At 40.2% G+C, this 20,199-nt stretch carries 17 protein-coding genes; 8 read left to right on the plus strand and 9 right to left on the minus strand.

Annotated elements, in window-relative coordinates:
- Nucleotides 1–11: 11 nt before the first annotated feature.
- Nucleotides 12–2,054 carry a glycoside hydrolase family 97 protein gene (locus EU510_RS18750; protein WP_149594694.1) on the plus strand — a complete coding sequence of 681 codons (2,043 nt, stop codon included), beginning with the start codon at nucleotides 12–14 and terminating at the stop codon, nucleotides 2,052–2,054.
- Nucleotides 2,055–2,073: 19 nt separating this feature from the next.
- Here the strand turns inward: EU510_RS18750 and envZ are convergent, their stop codons facing one another.
- Complete coding sequence (envZ, locus tag EU510_RS18755) at nucleotides 2,074–3,390, minus strand: two-component system sensor histidine kinase EnvZ (RefSeq protein ID WP_149594695.1); 1,317 nt, start codon at nucleotides 3,388–3,390, stop codon at nucleotides 2,074–2,076.
- A gap of 5 nt (nucleotides 3,391–3,395) precedes the next feature.
- The gene (gene ompR / locus EU510_RS18760) at nucleotides 3,396–4,115 is read right to left on the minus strand and encodes a two-component system response regulator OmpR (RefSeq protein WP_002959552.1); all 720 of its coding nucleotides are present in this window, start codon (nucleotides 4,113–4,115) and stop codon (nucleotides 3,396–3,398) included.
- Nucleotides 4,116–4,310: 195 nt separating this feature from the next.
- On the opposite strand from ompR, the gene greB reads away from it, so the two are divergent.
- The 4 genes from greB (at nucleotide 4,311) to EU510_RS18780 (ending at nucleotide 8,343) form a co-directional block, all read left to right on the plus strand.
- Nucleotides 4,311–4,787, plus strand: a complete 477-nt coding sequence (gene greB, locus EU510_RS18765) for a transcription elongation factor GreB (RefSeq protein ID WP_149594696.1) — start codon at nucleotides 4,311–4,313, stop codon at nucleotides 4,785–4,787.
- Between the two features lie 119 nt (nucleotides 4,788–4,906).
- A complete protein-coding gene (locus EU510_RS18770) occupies nucleotides 4,907–5,218 on the plus strand; it encodes a hypothetical protein (protein WP_149594697.1) in 312 nt (103 codons plus the stop codon).
- Nucleotides 5,219–5,268: 50 nt separating this feature from the next.
- Nucleotides 5,269–5,850, plus strand: coding sequence for a CBS domain-containing protein (locus tag EU510_RS18775; RefSeq protein ID WP_149594698.1), 582 nt, complete (start codon nucleotides 5,269–5,271; stop codon nucleotides 5,848–5,850).
- A gap of 168 nt (nucleotides 5,851–6,018) precedes the next feature.
- Nucleotides 6,019–8,343, plus strand: coding sequence for a Tex family protein (locus tag EU510_RS18780; RefSeq protein WP_149594699.1), 2,325 nt, complete (start codon nucleotides 6,019–6,021; stop codon nucleotides 8,341–8,343).
- A 73-nt stretch (nucleotides 8,344–8,416) separates the two neighbouring features.
- On the opposite strand, the gene EU510_RS18785 is transcribed toward EU510_RS18780, so the two are convergent.
- The 3 genes from EU510_RS18785 to bioH all read right to left on the minus strand — a co-directional run bounded on the left by EU510_RS18785 (nucleotide 8,417) and on the right by bioH (nucleotide 10,418).
- Nucleotides 8,417–9,277, minus strand: a complete 861-nt coding sequence (locus EU510_RS18785; protein ID WP_149594700.1) for a putative metalloprotease CJM1_0395 family protein — start codon at nucleotides 9,275–9,277, stop codon at nucleotides 8,417–8,419.
- Nucleotides 9,278–9,281: 4 nt separating this feature from the next.
- A complete protein-coding gene (locus EU510_RS18790) occupies nucleotides 9,282–9,590 on the minus strand; it encodes a hypothetical protein (RefSeq protein ID WP_149594701.1) in 309 nt (102 codons plus the stop codon).
- 90 nt (nucleotides 9,591–9,680) lie between these two features.
- Entirely contained in the window at nucleotides 9,681–10,418 is a 738-nt protein-coding gene (gene bioH, locus EU510_RS18795) for a pimeloyl-ACP methyl ester esterase BioH (protein ID WP_149594702.1), read from the minus strand.
- Between the two features lie 74 nt (nucleotides 10,419–10,492).
- Between bioH and EU510_RS18800 the strand changes: the two genes are divergently transcribed.
- A complete protein-coding gene (locus tag EU510_RS18800; protein ID WP_149594703.1) occupies nucleotides 10,493–11,170 on the plus strand; it encodes a ComF family protein in 678 nt (225 codons plus the stop codon).
- A gap of 9 nt (nucleotides 11,171–11,179) precedes the next feature.
- Here EU510_RS18800 and EU510_RS18805 read toward each other — a convergent pair whose 3' ends face one another.
- From EU510_RS18805 to EU510_RS18815, 3 genes are all read right to left on the minus strand, one after another.
- A complete protein-coding gene (locus EU510_RS18805; RefSeq protein ID WP_149594704.1) occupies nucleotides 11,180–13,300 on the minus strand; it encodes a TonB-dependent receptor in 2,121 nt (706 codons plus the stop codon).
- A 502-nt stretch (nucleotides 13,301–13,802) separates the two neighbouring features.
- Nucleotides 13,803–15,170, minus strand: coding sequence for an alkaline phosphatase PhoX (locus EU510_RS18810; protein WP_149594705.1), 1,368 nt, complete (start codon nucleotides 15,168–15,170; stop codon nucleotides 13,803–13,805).
- Between the two features lie 178 nt (nucleotides 15,171–15,348).
- On the minus strand, nucleotides 15,349–17,904 hold the full coding sequence (locus EU510_RS18815) for a M14 family zinc carboxypeptidase (protein ID WP_149594706.1): 2,556 nt from the start codon (nucleotides 17,902–17,904) through the stop codon (nucleotides 15,349–15,351).
- A 146-nt stretch (nucleotides 17,905–18,050) separates the two neighbouring features.
- On the opposite strand from EU510_RS18815, the gene nfuA reads away from it, so the two are divergent.
- Together nfuA and EU510_RS18825 are read left to right on the plus strand one after the other, a co-directional pair.
- Nucleotides 18,051–18,626 (plus strand): Fe-S biogenesis protein NfuA, encoded by a 576-nt coding sequence (nfuA, locus tag EU510_RS18820; protein WP_002959571.1) that lies wholly within the window; start codon nucleotides 18,051–18,053, stop codon nucleotides 18,624–18,626.
- A gap of 9 nt (nucleotides 18,627–18,635) precedes the next feature.
- Nucleotides 18,636–18,905 (plus strand): hypothetical protein, encoded by a 270-nt coding sequence (locus EU510_RS18825; RefSeq protein WP_149594707.1) that lies wholly within the window; start codon nucleotides 18,636–18,638, stop codon nucleotides 18,903–18,905.
- Nucleotides 18,906–18,914: 9 nt separating this feature from the next.
- Here the strand turns inward: EU510_RS18825 and EU510_RS18830 are convergent, their stop codons facing one another.
- On the minus strand, nucleotides 18,915–20,186 hold the full coding sequence (locus tag EU510_RS18830) for an MATE family efflux transporter (protein WP_149594708.1): 1,272 nt from the start codon (nucleotides 20,184–20,186) through the stop codon (nucleotides 18,915–18,917).
- Nucleotides 20,187–20,199 lie beyond the last annotated feature (13 nt).

Genomic DNA, 20,199 nt, shown 5'->3' on the forward strand with positions numbered 1-20,199 from the left:
AAGGACACACCATGAGAATCCCTGCACTTGTGCTTTTAGCCTTTGCTAGTAATAGCTACGGACAAACTGTAGAGCTAAAATCGCCAGACACACAAATAACAGTAAGCATCTCTGATGAAAACAACACGCCAAGCTACGCAATAAAATTTAAAAACAAAGCGGTTATAAACAAGTCTTTACTGGGGTTTGAATTTAAAACACAAGCGGCCTTTAGTGACGGTTTTAAAATTAAAAGCATTGAACAACAAAGCGTTAACTCGCAGTGGCAACAACCTTGGGGCGAACGCCAAAACGTTGTTGACGAATATAACGAGGTAGCAGTTACCTTTACAAAAAACGAGCCAAATAAAGGCACCTACACCATTCGATTTAAAGCATTTGATAGTGGTGTTGGATTTAGATACGAAGTACCACTACAAACCGGCTTCGAACATACAGAAATAACTAAAGAGTTAACTGAATTTGCAATAAACAATAGCCATGATGCAACAGCATGGTGGATACCTGCTCGTGGCTGGAACCGCTACGAATATGTTTATAACACCACCGCGCTTAACAAAGCTCCACTAGCTCATACACCATTTACGTTTAAAACAAGTGACGGTACTCATATTAGTATTCATGAAGCCGCTCTTGTCGATTACGCGGGTATGGTGCTTAATCAGCGCCGTCCAGGCACATTTATAGCAGACTTAACCCCTTGGTCAGATGGTATTGCCGTTAAAAAGCAAGGCGCTTTTAAAACACCATGGCGCACCATTCAAATAGCCGACAGCGCTGTTGGCTTAGTTAATTCAGATATAATACTAAACCTAAACGAGCCTAATAAACTCGGCGACGTGTCGTGGGTTAAACCTGGCAAATACGTCGGTATTTGGTGGGGTATGCATATAAACACGCAAACTTGGGGTAGCGGTAAAAAACACGGCGCCACTACGCAAACCACAAAATACTATATGGATTTTGCAGCGCAGTATGGCTTTGATGGCGTACTCGTTGAAGGCTGGAATATTGGCTGGGATGGCGATTGGTACTTTAATGGCGATGTATTTAACTTTACCAAACCGTACGACGACTTTGATATAGCAGCGCTGACTCAATACGGCAAAGAAAAAGGCGTACAGCTCATTGGCCATCACGAAACATCAGGCAATGTAAGCAACTACCGTGACCAAATGGAAGATGCCTTTGCCCTTTACGAAAAATCAAACGTAAGCCAAGTAAAAACAGGTTATGTAGCCGATGGCGGAAATATAAAACGTATAGACAAAAACGGTATTGCTCGCCACGAATGGCATGACGGCCAGTTTATGGTTAACGAATACCTTTATAACGTAAAACTTGCAGCTAAACATAAAATTAGCATTAATACTCACGAGCCAATTAAAGATACAGGCCTGCGCCGTACTTACCCAAACTGGATCGCGCGCGAAGGCGCACGCGGACAAGAATATAATGCATGGGGTTCGCCTCCTAACCCACCAGAACACGTACCAATGCTTGCCTTTACCCGCATGCTCTCTGGCCCTATGGACTTTACGCCAGGTATTTTTGATATGAGCTTTAATGGTTTAGGAGGCGATACAAACCGCCCACAAACCACACTCGCCAAGCAACTTGCACTTTATGTTGTGTTGTATAGCCCAATTCAAATGGCTGCCGACTTACCTAAAAACTATTTGGCTAAGCCCGACGCATTTCAATTTATTCAAGACGTACCAACAGATTGGCAGCAAAGTATTGCCCTTGATGGCGAAGTAGGCGACTTTATTGTATTTGCCCGTAAAGAACGTAAAAGCACTAAATACTCAGGAAACGATTGGTACCTAGGTGCTGTTACTGACGAAAAAGCCAGAACAATTGAGGTGAAACTCGACTTTTTAGAGCAGGGCAAAAAGTTTGAAGCGCAAATTTATAAAGATGGTAAAAACGCAGAGTGGAAAAACAATCCGTACGATATAGCTATCGAAAAACGAATTGTAACTGCAAACGATAAACTAACGCTTAAACTGGCCACCAGTGGCGGTACCGCTATTCGCTTTAAAGCACTTTAATATAATTAAACCCCTGTATTTATTGTGCAGGGGTTAATACCTTGATTGGCAAATATACTTGTGCACTTAAACCGCCTTCTGGGCGGTTTTCTAGTTTTACTTTACCGTCGTGCATATCAACAATGCGCTTAATAATAGCAAGGCCTAAGCCGCTACCTTCACTACCACGCGCTGCATCGCCTTGTTTAAATGGCTCAAACACAGACTCTAGTTCGTTTTCAGGAATGCCGGGGCCACTGTCGTTTACAGCAATAACCACGTATTTTTTGTTTGAATTAAAATAGCTAAGTACTTCAATATCGCCCTCAGAATAACGCAGCGCATTACCAATCATGTTGGTAATTACACGCTTAATAGCCACAGAGCTTAAAGGTATATTGCCTATATTTGGATTACTTTTAAACGTAATAGTACGTTGATGCTGAAGCTCAGAATTAACAACCTCGGCAACTAAAGCATTTATATCTTCGCAGCTTAGCTCATCTGTTTTATGGTGGCGTAAATATTCAATAAACTGATCGATAATCCCATTCATATCTTGTATATCGTAAATAATACCTTCACGAAGATAGTCGTCTTCATCAACCATCATCTCGGTGGCTAAACGAATACGCGTAAGCGGTGTACGTAAATCATGCGATACACCAGCCATTAGTAAACGACGGTCGTTTTCAAGTGCGGCAATTCCGCGCGACATTTGATTAAACGCGCGCGTTACTTCTATTACTTCTGTTGAGCCTTCTTCTTCTAATTTGGTAGAAAAATCGCCTTTACCTACTTTCACTGCAGCTTGTTGCAGTGCTTTTAATGGCCTATTAAGGTGTCTTGCAAACAACCACCCACCCAACACGCTTAAAAAGCCAATACTTGATAAGTAAAAAGTTAAAAACTCTAAGTTATTCTCTTTAAAGCCTTTAAGCGGTACTTTTACCCAATAACCTGGCGCTTGCGGTGCTTCAACCCAGTAAATCAATGGATCTGTTTGGCTAATACGTACACGAGAAAAACCACCAAGTTGCTTAGTCATGCTACGCGATAGCATAGAATACTCGCGGCTTTGCCCAAGCCCTTGGCGCATTGCTTCGCGCTGCGTCATTACCTCAATGCCAGTGATTTCAAAAAACTTTGCAGATACTTCGTCGTTTATTTCAACGCCGTCTTCCCAGTCAATAAATACCGTTTTAATTTGCTTAGCAAGCATTAAATTAACTTGCTCAATAGTTGGCTTTACAACGTAAAAACTAACCGTAACGTACGACACTATTTGATTGATCAGCAGCAACGCTGCCACTAAAAATACAGTTTGCCCAAACGCACTACGCGGAAAAAAACCCATAAATATTACTTTTCACCATCGGGAACAAACACATACCCCAAACCCCAAACGGTTTGAATATATCGCGGATTAGCAGCATCTACTTCAATCATACGGCGAAGTCGCGACACTTGCACATCAATACTTCGCTCAAGCGCACTGTAGTCACGCCCACGCGCTAAGTTCATTAGCTTATCGCGGCTAAGTGGCTCACGCGGATGCGAAACAAGCGCTTTAAGCACTGCAAACTCACCACTGGTGAGCGAAATGGTTTTATCGCCCTCGCTCATTTCGCGCGTTGCTAAATTAAGCGTAAATTTACCAAAAGCGATTAAGTTTTCTTCAGCAGCAGGTGCGCCTGGCACTTCTTTTGCGCGGCGACGTAAAATTGCTTTAATACGCGCAAGCAATTCACGAGGATTAAAAGGTTTAGGAATGTAGTCATCAGCGCCAAGCTCAAGACCAATAATACGGTCTACTTCGTCGCCTTTAGCAGTAAGCATAACAATAGGAATTTCATTTTCTTTTTGACGTAAACGGCGGCAAATAGATAAGCCATCCTCGCCTGGGAGCATTAAATCGAGAACCATTAAGTGAAAGTTTTCACGCTCTAGGAGTCTATCCATTTGCTCCGAATTTCCTGCGGTTCTAACAATAAAGCCTTGCTCTACTAAATAACGTTCAAGCAAACTGCGTAAGCGCATATCGTCATCTACAACTAATACTTTTGTGGTTTCGTGTCCCATTATTTCTTTCTTATTTTTATATCCAATTACTAGTTAATATAAATGAAAAACTTAATAATCAAAAACTAATTACTTGCTTAGATTGTTACTGAACATTTCAAAGCTTTCTTACTCGTATTTTATTACATTTTACGCTCGACAAATTTTGGCAAATTTAATAACGTGCACACCATTAGAGTTAAAAAAGAATTGGCCATGAAAACAAATTTAGTTACCCGCGAAGGTTACTTGCAATTACAACAAGAACACGATCAACTATGGAACGTAAAACGCCCAGAAGTAACAAAAATAGTAAGCTGGGCAGCCAGCCTCGGGGATCGCTCTGAGAACGCAGACTATCAGTATAACAAGCGATTGCTGCGCCAAATTGACCGGCGTGTTCGCTACTTACGCAAGCGCATACCTGATTTAAAAATAATTGACTACTCTCCCGTTCAAGATGGAAAAGTGTTTTTTGGTGCATGGGTTGAAATTGAAAACGAAGAAGGTGAAATTAAAAAGTTCAGAATTGTCGGACCTGATGAAATTTACGACCGTAAAGATTACATATCAATAGACTCACCTATGGCGCGAGCACTGATTAAAAAGCAAGTGGACGACGATTTTGAAGTGACCACTCCTCAGGGAAAAAAGCAGTGGTATGTAAACAGTATCGATTACCAAAAAAAGTAATAAAAAGTTTTGATTCAGATCATGTTAACTTTTGATTGTGTAAATTAAAGCAATAAGCTATAACTGAATTATTCAAGTTGATTTGTTTAATTTGAAAGCAGTTAATTAAGGTCGTGATTATGTCAAACATGGTACAGCGCATATTTAGTAATGCCGTATTGTTTGCACTTTTAATGAGTGTAAGTTTGACGCTGCATGCCAGCAACACTGACGTAAACCTTGATAACGCTAAACTATCTAATCACTTTATTACTTGTGATGTTCCTGACCAAGCAAACCTCGATTTTGACGTGGACTCTCACGTTAACACGATTACCTTTAGGTCGCCTCAACCACTTCCTAATGTCGTAGATTCTTTTTATAAGAGCACTAATCTAAACAGACCTTTTAGCACTGCGTACCAACGCGGACCACCTAGCTATTTAATTTAATTCATTAATTTACCACTTAATTAAATTTTATAACTACTAAGGTGACTACTATGTCTAACTTTAAAGAATTACGTACCCAAAATATTTCTCATGGTGTTATTGCTAGCACATTTGCAGATGATCAACCATTAATTGATTTAGCATCTCCAGCGCTAAAAATGGTGAATAACTTTACTCAAAAAACACCTATTCGTGCAGAGTATGGAACAACGATTACAGATGCACTTAAACAAGTAAGTGCACAACAATCTGACTTTGTTTTAGTAACAGACGAACACCAAAAATTAATTGGCCTAGTCTCTAGCGCCGATTTACAAAGCTCTAAAATTACTATTATTGCAGAGCGCTTAAATATGCAACGAAGCGAAGTAAGCTTACGTGACATTATGACACCAGTTAGCCGCCTTACAGGTGTAAGTATGCAAAGCTTGAGCTATGCATGCATTGGTGATGCACTGCAAACGATGGAGCATCAGGGCACAATGTTTTTATTGGTTACAACAGCGAGTAACGAAATTTGTGGTTTAATTTCAGCTCGCCAAATAGCTAAAACATTACATATTCCACTGCATATTAGCCCTATTGCTCACTCTTTCAGTGAAGTATTAGAAAACATTGAGCACCCTCACTAGGGCGCTCTTTTAGTTGAATTGATTTGCTCCCGACCCAACCATCTTAAAGCAAGTAAAATAGCTTGCTTTAAGAGCTTTTCATTACTACCTCCTGTGATATTATTCAAGCAATTAACAGCGCCAGTAACACGCTTCTGGTCTTATTTTATTGTATAAAAAGGTTTTTGCATGAGCGATATCTCTGCACGTTTAGCCGGTGAGTTAAACGCACAGCAGCAACAGGTTGTTGCTGCAACAAAGTTACTTGATGAAGGCGCAACTGTTCCTTTTATTGCCCGCTACAGAAAAGAAGTTACAGGCGGCCTAGACGACACCCAATTACGCCTTTTAGAGCAGCGTTTATCGTATTTACGTGAACTAGAAGAGCGCCGTAGTTTTATTTTATCGACAATCGAATCGCAAAATAAATTAACGCCAGAGCTAAGTGCCGATATAACCAATGCACAAAGTAAAACAGAACTTGAAGATTTATACCTACCATATAAAGCTAAGCGCCGTACTAAAGGCCAAATAGCAATTGAAGCTGGTTTAGAGCCTCTTGCGGATGCACTATTTAAAGATGCTAACCTTGACCCAGAGCAACAAGCAAAGCAGTTTGTAAATGCTGATAAAGGCTTTGCAGATACAAAAGCGGTTCTTGAAGGCGCTAAATTCATCTTAATGGAACGCTTTGCTGAAGACGCAAAATTACTAGCTAAATTTAGAAGCCATATTAGTCAAAACGGTGCTATTGAAAGTGCTGTGATTAAAGGCCAAGAGCAAACCGGTGCGAAATACCGTGATTATTTTGAGCATCAAGAACTTCTTAAAAAAGTACCTTCTCACCGTGCGCTTGCAATGCTTAGAGCCCGAAATGAAGGTGTACTTCAGTTAAATATAAACCCAGAGCCTAGCGCTGAAAATTCAGCGCAACTATGTGCCAACATGATTGCTGAGCATTACCGTTTAGATATTAAATATAAAGCGGCAAGTCCTTGGTTATTAAACGTTGTTCAATGGGCGTGGAAAGTTAAGCTAGGGTTACACCTAGAAAATGAATTTTTTGCAGCAATGCGCGAAAAAGCAGAAGCTGGTGCAATCGACGTATTTGCTAAAAACTTAAAAGATTTATTAATGGCAGCACCTGCCGGCCCTCGTACTACTTTAGGTCTTGATCCAGGTTTACGTACTGGCTGTAAGATTGCCGTTGTTGATAGTACAGGCAAATTGCTAGCTACACAAACTATTTTCCCTCATGCACCACAAAACCACTGGGATAAATCGTTGCGTACATTAGAGCAACTTTGTCGTCAGCATAAAGTAGAGCTTATTGCGATTGGTAACGGTACAGCATCTCGCGAGTCAGATAAATTAGTTGCTGAACTTATGAAAGCCAATACCGAGCTAAAACTTAATAAAATAATGGTTAGCGAAGCGGGCGCATCAGTTTACTCAGCGTCTGAATTTGCCGCGAATGAATTTCCTGATTTAGATGTTTCTATTCGAGGTGCTGTATCTATTGCACGCCGCCTTCAAGATCCACTTGCTGAACTAGTTAAAATTGAGCCGAAATCAATTGGTGTTGGCCAATACCAACACGATGTATCGCAAAGCCAGTTAGGCCAAAGCCTTATTTCAGTTGTTGAAGACTGTGTAAACTCAGTTGGCGTAGATTTGAACATGGCATCAGTACCGCTACTTACCCGCGTGTCTGGTTTAAACAAAACATTAGCGCAAAATATCGTTAATTATCGCGATGCTAACGGCACATTTACTAAACGTAGTGAGCTTAAAAAGGTTGAGCGTTTAGGGCCAAAAGCTTTCGAACAAGCGGCTGGATTTTTACGTATCAACAATGGTAGCGATCCACTAGATAACTCATCAGTTCATCCTGAAGCTTACCCTATTGTTAAACGTATTTGTGAACGTAACAGCGTAGATGTAAGTAGCTTAATTGGTAACAGTGACTTTTTAACTAAACTTGCTGCTAACGATTATATTGACGATAAATTTGGTTTGCCAACCGTTACCGACATTATTACTGAGCTTGATAAACCAGGTCGAGATCCTCGCCCTGAATTTAAAACAGCTGAGTTTAAAGCCGGTGTTGAAAAAATTAGTGACCTAAAACCAGGTATGATTTTAGAAGGCGTGGTTTCAAACGTTGCTAACTTTGGTGCGTTTGTTGATGTAGGTGTACACCAAGATGGTTTAGTTCATATTTCCGCGATTACTAATAAATTTATATCAGATCCGCGTGAAGTTGTTAAAGCGGGTGATGTTGTAAAGGTTAAAGTAGTTGAGGTAGACGCTGCACGTAAGCGCATAAGCTTTACTATGCGCTTAGATGACGAAATTGACACAAGCAAGTCAGCAGCTCCAGCTACGCAAAAGCCACAAACACGTGCTAATAATTCGCAAACTCGTGCTACAAAGCCTAAACGTGACAATGGTAATGCGTTAATGGGTAATGCATTTGCCGATGCGTTCGCTAATGCTAAAGTAAAAAAATAATACTTGTACAGCTAAGCTAAAACAAAAAAAACCGCGTAAGCGGTTTTTTTTGTGGTTATGTTTTGCTAAATTATTAACTTAACGCTGAAAAACTACCTTGGCTCGCTGGCGATGTAGCCATTTGATAAAAGTTAGCAATACGCCCCGCCCGTGCCTCAACATCGGCATCACGTGTTTGCTCGTCACTTTTAGCTGTTTTTGTATCGCCGCTTTCATCGCTAGAGAATGAAGCTTCAAGTTTACTTTTTGCGTCTTCGTCATCTTCTTTTTCAGGTTGTGCAAGCTCAGCCTGAGCCGCTGCTAGCTTTTGCGTAGCATCTGCAGCAATAGAACGATCAGCTCCCGAAGGCTCTGCAGGCGCTAATGCGGCAGCGCGCACGGTTTGCATTTTATCGATAGTGGCTTGCGGATCATTGGGGACTTCAGATACATCAATTTGTACCTCACCACTTACAGCATAGTTGGTGCCATCTGGACCACGTTCATACCCATAGCTAGGCGATCCTGCATATTGCCCGCCAACAGCAGCATGAGCTTGTTCGTGCACACGTACTTCCGTATCGCGAGCTTTAAGTTCTTTAATTTGCTGTTGTTCTTGTTCGAGCTGTTGCTCTTCTTGCTCAGTTTCTTGTTGAGACGCTTCTTGCTCGGCCTCTTGATCGGCGCTCTCTGAATTTTCTGAATTGCCTTCACGCTGCTCAATTGCTTTATCGTCAGCTAGTTTACCGCTGGCATCATAAATCGATACGTCACTATTACTGCCTGGAAGTTTAGCTTTTTCAGCATCACTTTGCGCTTTGGTTTCAGTATTACTCGCACTGCTTGAAGCAGGAGCCGGAATAACTTCGCGTAGCTGGTTGTCACGCCGTGCGGTTTCCGTATAAACATTTGCGGTGTTTATATTGATAGACGGAAATGGCGTGACAATATTCATAATACTAGACTTTAATATCGATTAACGTGCCAAGTACATCATCGGCAGTTTGAATTGATTGCGTGTTTGCCTTGGCATTAAACTCTTCAACTTTTAAGTTAACAAGCGCCTCATCAACACGAGCTGGTTGTGCTACTGGTGCAGTAATCGCTTCTTCAGGGCGTGCTGCGCTAAGCTGACGTTGTTGCGCTAATTGCGCGTCATCTTGTTGTTCTATACTGGCACGGTTAATCTCAGCACTGGCTTTTTCAATACCTTGGCTAGCGCGATTAAACCCTTCTACACCACTATTAAATACTGATCCGATTGGCATATTAAAACCTCCACCAAATAAACATTGTTTAATTATCGCTCAGGTTCTGCTCAAAATAAAGCTTTAAACAGCGCTATTCTTAGCTCTATTTTAAAGCATTGATTTAACGACAGATAAAAACTCACTTTTATGAGAAATAAATGGTGCATGAGACGCTTTATCTAGTACTTCATATTCAAAATCAGCATTTAGTGCTGACATTTTGCTAATAGCTTTATATGGTACTAAAGCATCAAGCCGGCCAAATACTCCTCTAATAGGGACTGGGCAATGAGTAAATAAGTCACGTAAATCGTCGTTTTGTAAAATATCTAAACCAGCACTCAGGGCATCGCTTTGGGGTGCGCTGTACTGATTTAGCAATTGTTTAAGCTGCTTTATATCATCACGCGCCGACTCGCTACCCATTGCTTGAATAGCTAAAAAGCGCTCTATTGTTTTTTCTCGATGATTAACTAACTGCTCTTTAAACTGCGCCAATACATTCGCTTTTATTCCGGGCCAATTATCTGCCTCAGCAAAAAAAGGAGTCGATGCTATTAAAATAACTTTAGATACTTTTTCAGGCCAATGCTTAGCAATATAAAGTGCAAATAATCCACCTAACGACCATCCCATTAAAATGCTCTTCGGCTTTAATTGCTTACTTAAAATTTCTGCTGCATCATGCAAAGTATAAGGGCTTGGGCACACATCGCTATTACCAAACCCAGGTAGGTCAAGGCTACGTACATTTCCTGAATATAAAAACTCAAGTTCTGGCTGTACTAACTGCCATACACCCTGATTCATTCCCCAACCATGTAATAACACTAACTCATTTTGCATATTTGCCTAACCTTTACCAAACTTAGGCTCATCATAACGTTTAAAAAGGCGATTGCAATGCAAGGAGCGAGTCTGTGAAACAAGCCGTTTTAAATTGGTTATTTCCCTCTTATTGCGTGCAATGTCAAAGCCCGATTACAGCTAATTTAGGGTTGTGTGATTATTGCCTTAAAGATTTACCGTTATTTGATTTTAGTAAGCATACTAATTTACTGCACCGACCCGATATTGTTGAGATGTTTCCTAACTGCGAGTTTGATAAGTTATTTGCCTGCGCTTTTTATCAACCGCCCTTTGAGCATTGGCTTAAACGGTTAAAATTTAATAACCAAATCCATTATAAAAAAGCATTACAGCAAACTATTAAAAAGCAGTTGGCGCAGTTTTTTGAGCAAAGTCCCGCTTTACCAAATATTTTTATTATTTTACCTCTTCATAAAAGTCGGTTCGTAACACGCGGCTTTAATCAGGTAAGCCAAGTATGGCAGCCTCTTTTGTCTCAATACGCACCTTTAAATAATAGTCTTATACGCAATAAAAAAACCCAAGCGCAATCTGCACTTTCAAAAGCAAAGCGAGTCAAAAATTTAAAAAATGCCTTTATTTGTACAGAGGATATGAACGGTAAAACCGTCGCTATCATTGATGATGTGATGACGACAGGGGCAACACTTAATGCAGCTACACACGCCTTAAAGCAAGCCGGTGCTAAACACGTTTGGGCTTTTACAACGTGTTTAACACCTATTTAGTTTTAACGATTAAAAACGAGCTCTTATACCTAGGCTAACTGAACGACCAGGTAGAGGTGCTTCATCTTTTAAGTATGACGAATGCACTCGACCTTCTTGGTCCGTTAAGTTATCGCCTTTAATGTAAATAGTCATATCGACATCACCTAAATCAAGGTAATAATTAGCTGAGGCAGATAGCATTGTATAGCCCTCTGTTTGCGTTTCGTTCTCGGCTACTTTGTCTTGCTTAGCGTTACGAATAACTTCGACTTCGGTATGCCAATTTCCATACTCGTAGTGAACAGATGATCCAAATCTCATTGGTGGCATTCTTGGTACATTACCACCTGAATCTAATTTAGCGCGGGTATAATCAGTAAATACCTCTAAGCGCCAATCATCATTTAAATGCCAATCAACTTGTGCTTCGTAGCCATATAAACGCGCGTTTTGCTGTGAAAATAACACCACTGGCAAGCCGTCACTTTCTTCATCCGGCTCTCCTGATATAGCAACTTGGTTTTCATAGTCTGTCGATGAAATAAAGGCGCCATCGCTAATAACTAAATCTGTAAAGTCTTCAAAAATGTAGTTATTTATATTATTATTAAATACACTAAAATTAGCATTCCAGGTGTCTGCATTGTAGCGATAAGTAATGTCTATATTATTTGAGACCTCTTTATCCATGCTTTCGTCTGTTTGAATCACATTATACTGACCATTGTCGTTATTAAGCTCAAACCCACCGCCCACTTCATATGTGCCTGAGCCAATATGCGGCCCATATGCATATATTTCTGAAGCAGATGGTGCACGTTGCGAGTAAGCATAATTAAAGGCTAATGAATGATTTTTGTTAATACTCCAAACCACACCAGCAGAGCCTGATACTGCTGTGTAATCTTTGTTGTCGAACAAAATATCATTTGATGCACTGAGCTCAGTAAAAAAGTCATTATTTACATTATGCGTTGTTTGTTCAACACGCGTTCCAAGCTGCCATAACAAAGCACCAACCTCTTTTTCTTCCATTAAAAATGCAGCAATACTGTCTGTTTTAGTCGGTGGGGTAAATGCTTCTTCACCAATAGCTTCAAAGTCACTTTTATTATAATGTAAGCCAGCAACACCCTTCCAGCCATATACAGGTGCATGTTCAGCCCATAATCTAGACTCTATACTTTCGTTTTTAAACGTAGTGCCAATTTCTGCACCTTCAATTTCTGAGTGTTCGTAGTCCGTATATGCATTTTGCCAATGCACGGCTTTTATAAAGCCATCTAAATTATTCCAGTCAACTACGCCTTGGTAGCGATCTTGGTTTAGCTTTATAAACACGCCTTCTTCGCCTGGTAAACCGTATTCAGAGTCCATGTGCCCATACGAAAACGCAACGCGTGTATCATCGGTTATCCAACCCGCACCTAAGTTATAGCCACTTGCATCAATGTCTGAGTTAGTAAGCGTAGTACTTCCGCCCTTTTCATCAATATCAGCCGGTACCGGAATTTTATAATCGTCGGTTTTTCGGGTATATCCATCAATATGAAAAGCAAAATCACCAGAGCCTGCATTTAAATCTGTTGAAAGTGTTTTAGCATCAGCCACATTATCGTATTGCGCAAATACTTCACCACTTACACCTTCTTGCCTTTGTACGGGTAAGCGGTTGTCAACTACATTCACCMCCCCGCCAATAGCGCCGCTTCCGTATAAAAGCGTAGCGGGGCCTCTTAATACCTCAATTTGAGTAGCAGTAGATGTTTCGGTTGAAACTTGATGATCAGGCCCTACACGCGATGCATCAGATGCACCTAAACCATTTTGAACAACTTTGATTCGGGGTCCGTCTAAGCCACGAATTATTGGGCTACTTGCTACAGGTCCGTAATAAGAGCTGTGTACCCCAGGTACGCTTTTCAAAGTATCGCCTAACGTTGCGGCTTGATTTTGATCTAACTCTTCGCCACTTAAAATTGTTACAGGGGTACTTGATTCAAGTACGGTACGTTTTAGTGGAGAAGCCGTAATTAACACTCTTTCTATATCGGTTTCATCTTTTTGAATGTTTTTGTCGGCTGCATATGCGGTGCTGCTCATTGCTGTTAATAAGGCTAGCACTAAAGGTGAATAGTTATTTTTCATGTTGTTATCTCTAAAAATACACAATAAAACACACTCACTATTGTTAAATAACGAGCGTTTAAAATACGTTTAACTGATTAATTAAAAATAACGAACGGTGGATCTCTATTGCCTGTAATAGCAACAAACACGCTGTGAAAGTGCTGGCTATTTAATTTTATTAAAGAAAAAGAATGAAAGTCTGACTCAAACAAAGTCACTTTGGCGGGTATTGAATGCTCTAAATCAATAGAGCTTAAACAGAGTTCACATTCTTGATCTGTCTTTAATGCGTGAGAAGTATCGTGCCAAGCAGAAAAAACACTGAATAGCACAACAAGCACTAATGCATATTTTATTAGTGTTGTTTGATTTCGAAGTGAATGTAATGTGAAGCTCTGCATAATAGATATAATATAACGTTACCAATATTTGTGTCGAGAAATTAATTTACTTTTTATCTACCATGTATATTAAACCTGTTAATCGATTCTAAAATTATCAACTCAACAGGTTTAACCTTTTATCTTTTAAAGCTATTCCACGGACCCGTTATTGCTAATGTTTTAGTTGGTGAATATACGTTTACAAATAGTGTATTACCGTCAGGAGAGAAACACGCGCCCGCAAGCTCTGTTTGTTCAGTTAAACGGGCAAATGTATAAACATCTCCGCTTGGTGTTACCCCACGCAAATGGTTATCAACAATATCGGTATACTGATCTTCACAAACAATAAGATGGCCATTCGGTGCGACTGTTAAATTATCACCAAAATTAAATAATGATTCATCTTCACTCTCTACAAACAACTCTATCTTACCTGGGGCAGAGCCTTCACTTTCCCTACCCTCAAACTCTGATGGCTGGTATTTCATAACTTGACCAAGCTGTTTTTTACCACCATTCGTGCAGCAAAAATAAAGCTCGTTGTCGCCCCAGTGTACACCTTCGCCACGAGCAAACAGTGCAGCCCCTTGTTTATAACCTCTAATTCTTAAATCATCTTTTGGGCTCTCTGGCTCATCTAAGTCAATCCACTCAACATCCATCGGTGTATGTTTAAGCATTGTTGATTCACTCCAATTGCGGGTATCAAATTGCGAGTGCTTTTTAATAACCATTGCTTGTAGCTTGCCACCTTTACTGAGCTTGCCAAATTCATTGGGGATAAATCGATAAAATAAGCTATCACCTCTATCCTCAGTAAGGTAAACAATGCCTGTGCGTGGATCTATTGCAGCTGCTTCATGGTTAAACCGTCCCATTGCAACAAGTGGCTCTGGTTCTACCAAACCTTTTGCAGTAGCGGGTATTTCAAATATATAGCCGTGAGATTTACCTAATCCATCAGCCTGATTGGCCACGGTTTCTTCACAGGTAAGCCAGCTTCCCCATGGTGTAATACCACCAGAGCAATTGCGTATTGTTCCACAAAGCGATAGGAATTCTTGTTCTTTTTTATGCTCTTTAATGTTGTAAATTATGTGGCTTGTACCACCTGGGAGCGCTACTCCATCATCAAATACGTCGTAAGCTAAAGGCGTTTTATGCAACTTAATACTCGTTGCTGCATGTTTAATATTTTTAGGTGAAAGTTCATGGTTACGAACTAACGCTACAGTGTCGCCATCAAGTGCAATACAGCCCATGCCGTCGGCTTTATCCGGTACATTTAAACCATCATCCATAGTATCGCCCAATTGCGAAATAACCTTGTAGCTAAAGCCAGCAGGTAAATCGAGTAATTTTTTTGTATCAGGAATTAAACCACCGTATGCATATACGCTATCTGCTAAGTTAGCTAAAGTAACTTTACCAAATGCGCTTTTAGAAAGGCCGATAAATGCGAGCGTACCTGCACTTAAAAGAAACTGTCTTCTGGAAACCATAATTAAACCTATAGCGATAATGCTTTTAAAAGAGGGTAGATAGTAAATTAAAATGACGAACTAAAATGCGCCTGTATTGTAAATTCATGAAAATGTCATATTAAAGATAATTAATAACGCAGGTAAGCTTGTACTTTAAAACAGGCCTTAACAGCCTGCTTTAAAGTACAAAATAATTTTACCCACCATTTACTCTAAACGTATGACCAAAAAAGAGTGCATTGCTTAGTAGTCGACTAGTACCATACCAGTAACCCCTAAATACCGGATCGTCGGTCATACCAATCACAGTACCTCGTCCATATGAGTGTGCAATTAAGCCAGCACCACCAGCAACTTGCTCAACATTAACGGCATCAGTAAAACCTGCCAATAACGGTTTTTTAGTGTAGGTAAGTACATTTACGAACGGCGCATCGGAAGCTTCTAGCAGCCAAGTACTATTTTTGAATACGGGCAATGTATTGCGCTTAAGTGAAAATGTAAGTGGATGAGTCAAATCTACATTAGTATTAAAAATAGCCCCGGCAATGCGCTGACGCCCCGCTAAATGGTCCTTATCGGCGTAACTTAACCCTTTGGTTTTAAATGCACTTGCTACATCTTGTCGTGATAGATAGCTTGCTTTGAGTAATTGCTGATCAGCTAAAAATTTAGCACCGCCTTTATGGCCCCAAGTAACACCGCCTTTTCTTACCCAGCTTTTTATAGCCACTTTATCGGCATCAGATAAGCTATTGTAGTTTCCATGAGCAAGTACTATATGACTGTAATTACTGAGCTCGATAGAGCTTAAACGCTCCATTTCTACAATTGTTGGCGCAACACCGACAAAGCGATCGAGGTAATACCATACTTCCCCAGCTTCGTACTGGCTTACGCCTTTACCACCTACCAATAATACTTTTGGCTCGCTAACAACCGCCATTGTGCGAGACCCTAAGTCGGCTCCTTTGTTTGTAAGACCTGAGTTAATAGGCTTGATTGCAATTCCAAATTCGTTTTGTGCTTTATTTAATATCCCAACCCAATCATTATTCGTTTGTAAGCCTGCTGGCACAATAATACTACCAGCATCAAAGCTTACTTCACTTGAGTTTGATTTGGCTGTTAGTGGACTTAGCGCAACACGCGCTTTAATACCTTGCTTTAAAAGGCTGTTTAGCATTTTAGGTGCTAGGTAATCATCCCACGAAAAGCCAAACGCATAGCTTTGCTCAAGTGCGGCAAAAGAAGGTTTTACCGCTTTTTGCCACGGTGTGCTTGCAACCTCTAAACCCCAACTGCTTTTTACTTTTGCAAAAGGTAAGTTAAACGCATGCGCTAAAGTCCAGCCAGATACGTCATAAAAGGTGTTATCAGCAAAGTTTTTTTGCTCGCTAAAAATAGCTTTTATTAGGCGGTACTGTGGCTGGGCTAAGGGCACAAAGTAACTATTGGTTGTATAGTTGTTGCCATTTGCCTTAAGTGATTTAGTAAGCGAAAAAGCATCTATTTGATGCTGTTTCAACAACCCTAAAAAATCTTTAATACGAGTGTTGTCATCCGCCCCCTCAATTACATAACCTTCAAAGCTTTCATCACTGGCTAAATCAGTGGCTTGATTATAAAACTTAGCTTGGTAATCAAGTAATGCTTGGCGGTTATCAACAGCGGCTTTAAAGGTAGATAAACTCGTTAATAATTGATTTTTAATAGTAAAGGGAAAGCTCAAAGGTCCATTTATAGTATCTTGAATATGCCCGCGAGAGCTCGCTTGCTCAAATAAAATACCTACACCACCATTTACGTCGGGATAAGTTGAGCCTTTACCGTAATAGAAGTCATCAAAGCTTTCTTCCGTAAAATAAAGTGCGTTATTTTCATCTAACGTTTTTGCGTGATAGTTAGCAATCGCTTTAGTTAAAGTTACATTTTCATCCGGTGTTATAGGATGCTTACGGCTAGGAATACCTGGCTGAAAAAAGTAACTGCTGTTTGGTCCCATTTCATGAAAATCTGTTAAGACATTTGGTTTCCACTGATGAAATTTAGCAATACGCGCGCGCGATTCAGGATGTTGTAGTAATAACCAGTCACGATTTAAATCAAACCAGTAATGATTGGTACGGCTACTTGGCCAGTTTTCAACATGTTCACGGGTTTTAGGGTCGCTTGATAAGTTCATACCTCGGTTACTGTTAGCCCAATTAGCAAAACGAGCAAGTCCGTCAGGATTAAGCGAAGGGTCGAGTAAAATAACCGTGTTATTTAATAACTCATCTATTTCAGCACCTTGTGCAGCAGCTAAGTAATATGCCACCAGCAAAGATGAGTTACTACCTGATGACTCATTACCATGCACACTGTATCCCATCCATACAACGGCAGGCTGTTTTGTAGAATTAGCATCTGATCCATCGTTACTCAAGCGTGCTAAGTGAGCTTGGCGTGTTTGCTCTATGCTTGATAACTTGCCAGCTGCTGTAATTGTTAGCATAACAAGTGGGCGTTGTTCATGTGTGCGGCCAATCACTTCAAAATTTATACGGTCGCTTTTATCAGCAAGTATTTCCATATAACGTACTAGCTGATCGTGTCTCACATGCCACTCTCCTACTTCGTAACCGAGTACTTGCTCAGGGGTAGGAATTGAAGGGTCAAATTTTACATCTTGTTCAAAATAATACGAAAGTGGCTTAGCTACACTTGAAAAGCTAAGCAACACCACCATTAATGTTAATACCAAACGCATATAAATCACTCAAAAAATGTTCGTTGTTTGCACGCTACCATTGCTTAAAATAGATGCCAACTTTTTACGCTCAACACTAGCCGCAACACGATGAGCGGAGTATGATACGCATTATCCGAGTAATTTAGTCAAGTATAGATGGTTTTATGATTTCTATTTCCGAAACAGCGCAAGCGCATTTTGCTAAACTATTAGCAGATCAATCACAACAAACCAATATTCGTGTGTTTGTTGTAAACCCTGGTTCATCACAAGCGGAATGTGGTGTGTCTTATTGTCCAGAAGACGCTGTAGAAGCGAGCGATATTCGCCTAAACTTTAACGGTTTTGATGCCGTTGTAGATGCAGAAAGTGCGCCATTTTTAGAAGAAGCTGAAATCGATTTTGTTACCGACAAAATGGGTACTCAGTTAACGCTAAAAGCACCAAATGCAAAGGCGCGTAAAATAGGTGACGATGCATCGTTAAACGAACGTGTACAGCACATGCTAGAAACCGAAGTAAATCCACAACTTGCTAACCACGGTGGTCAAGTAAGCCTTGTTGAGATTACAGCTGCAGGTATAGCTATACTTCAGTTTGGTGGTGGTTGTAACGGTTGCTCTATGATCGATGTAACACTAAAAGAAGGCATTGAAAAAGAAATGATAGCTAAGTTTGAAGAAATCACCGGTGTTGCTGATATAACAGAACACGAAGCGGGCGATCACTCTTACTATTAGGCCTTGTAAATGCTAAAGCAGCTTATCTATCGCTTAGGGAGCAATCCTAAGCTGAGCTTAAAGCGCTTTTTTCGCGGCTTAGCACTGTTTGTGCTAGCCGTGATATTCATATCTATTGGGTATTACACCCACTACAGCTTACAAATAATTGGCGTTACAATTTTACTCCCCGCATTATTTTTTGCCGGTTGGGGCTACTGCGGTATTTTTGCTAATCGTTTTTCACAAGTTTTAAAAGATATGGGTCCTAAACACCACGACCCCGACCTCTGGAAATAAATCATTTATTTAATCTAATAGCTGATTATTTATTTTTAAGTGGTGATATTTAATTATTAGTGTAACCCCGCGCATTAACATAAAACAGCTCATAGCCAGCCATAACCCGTTATTTTGCCAGTCTATAAACACCCAAAATACACCAAAAAAGCCAACTCCAGCTGAAAGTATCATACTGTTACGCATGTTCTTTGCTCGCGTAAGCCCTACAAAAACACCATCAAACAAAAAGCAGCTCATGGCTAAAATTGGTAATACTATTATCCATGGTAAATAATGCGTTGCTTCTTGAATAACCTCTGGCACATTAGTTAAAAGCTTGATTATGGTATTGCCAAATAATGCAAAAAATAGGCTATATAACACACCAAAAAGCATACCCCAGAATACGCTTATTTTAACCCACAGCTCTATATTTTTAACACTTCCTTGGCCTTTAGCTTGCCCTACTTTTGCCTCAGAGGCGTAAGCAACACCATCAAGAGCAAAGCTCACCAACATTAAAAAGTTAAGTAAAACAGCATTAGCAGCTAATGTGGTTTCGCCTATACGGGCTGCGTAAAATGTCATAAAACTAAAGCATAATTGCAGTATTAAAGAGCGAATAAATATATCTCTATTCAAACTCAATAATTCAGCCATTTTGCTAATACTCAACCAATTCGGTACATTTAGCTCAACGCCTTGTTTTTTAGCTAGTTTAACTACTAAAAACAGTGCAAATACTAGTGCTGTATAGTCAGCAATAAGTGACGCCCATGCAGCGCCTGCAACTGCCCAATCTAAATAAACAACAAAATAAATATCGAGTATTATATTAACAATATTAGTGACGAGTAATAAATAAAATGGACCTCGACCATAATGCACACCAAGCATCCAACCCAGTAACACTAAATTACATAATGCTGCTGGAGCACTAAAAATACGAATGCTAAAATACTGATAAGCTTGGGCAAGTACGTCGCCATTGGCTGCGGAGAGGTAAGCTATAGCGTGCTTTATTAATGGGGATAACACAATTAATAGCACGGCCACTGCGCTTGCAAGTAATAAGCTTCGTTTAAGTAAAGCGGCAAGTTGGGTTAAATCGTTTTTTCCGTATGCTTGTGCCACGAGCCCCGTGGTACTCATTCTTAAAAAGCCAGCAAGCCAAAATAAAATAGATATAACTGCAGAGCCAAGGGCAATCCCAGCTAAGTAATGAGCGCTTCCTAAGTGCCCAATTACAGCAGTATCAACAATTCCTAACAACGGCACTGTGATATTTGATAGTATCATCGGACCCGCTAAC

Origin of the sequence: Pseudoalteromonas sp. FUC4, from assembly GCF_008370255.1 — a bacterium.
Taxonomy (GTDB): domain Bacteria; phylum Pseudomonadota; class Gammaproteobacteria; order Enterobacterales; family Alteromonadaceae; genus Pseudoalteromonas.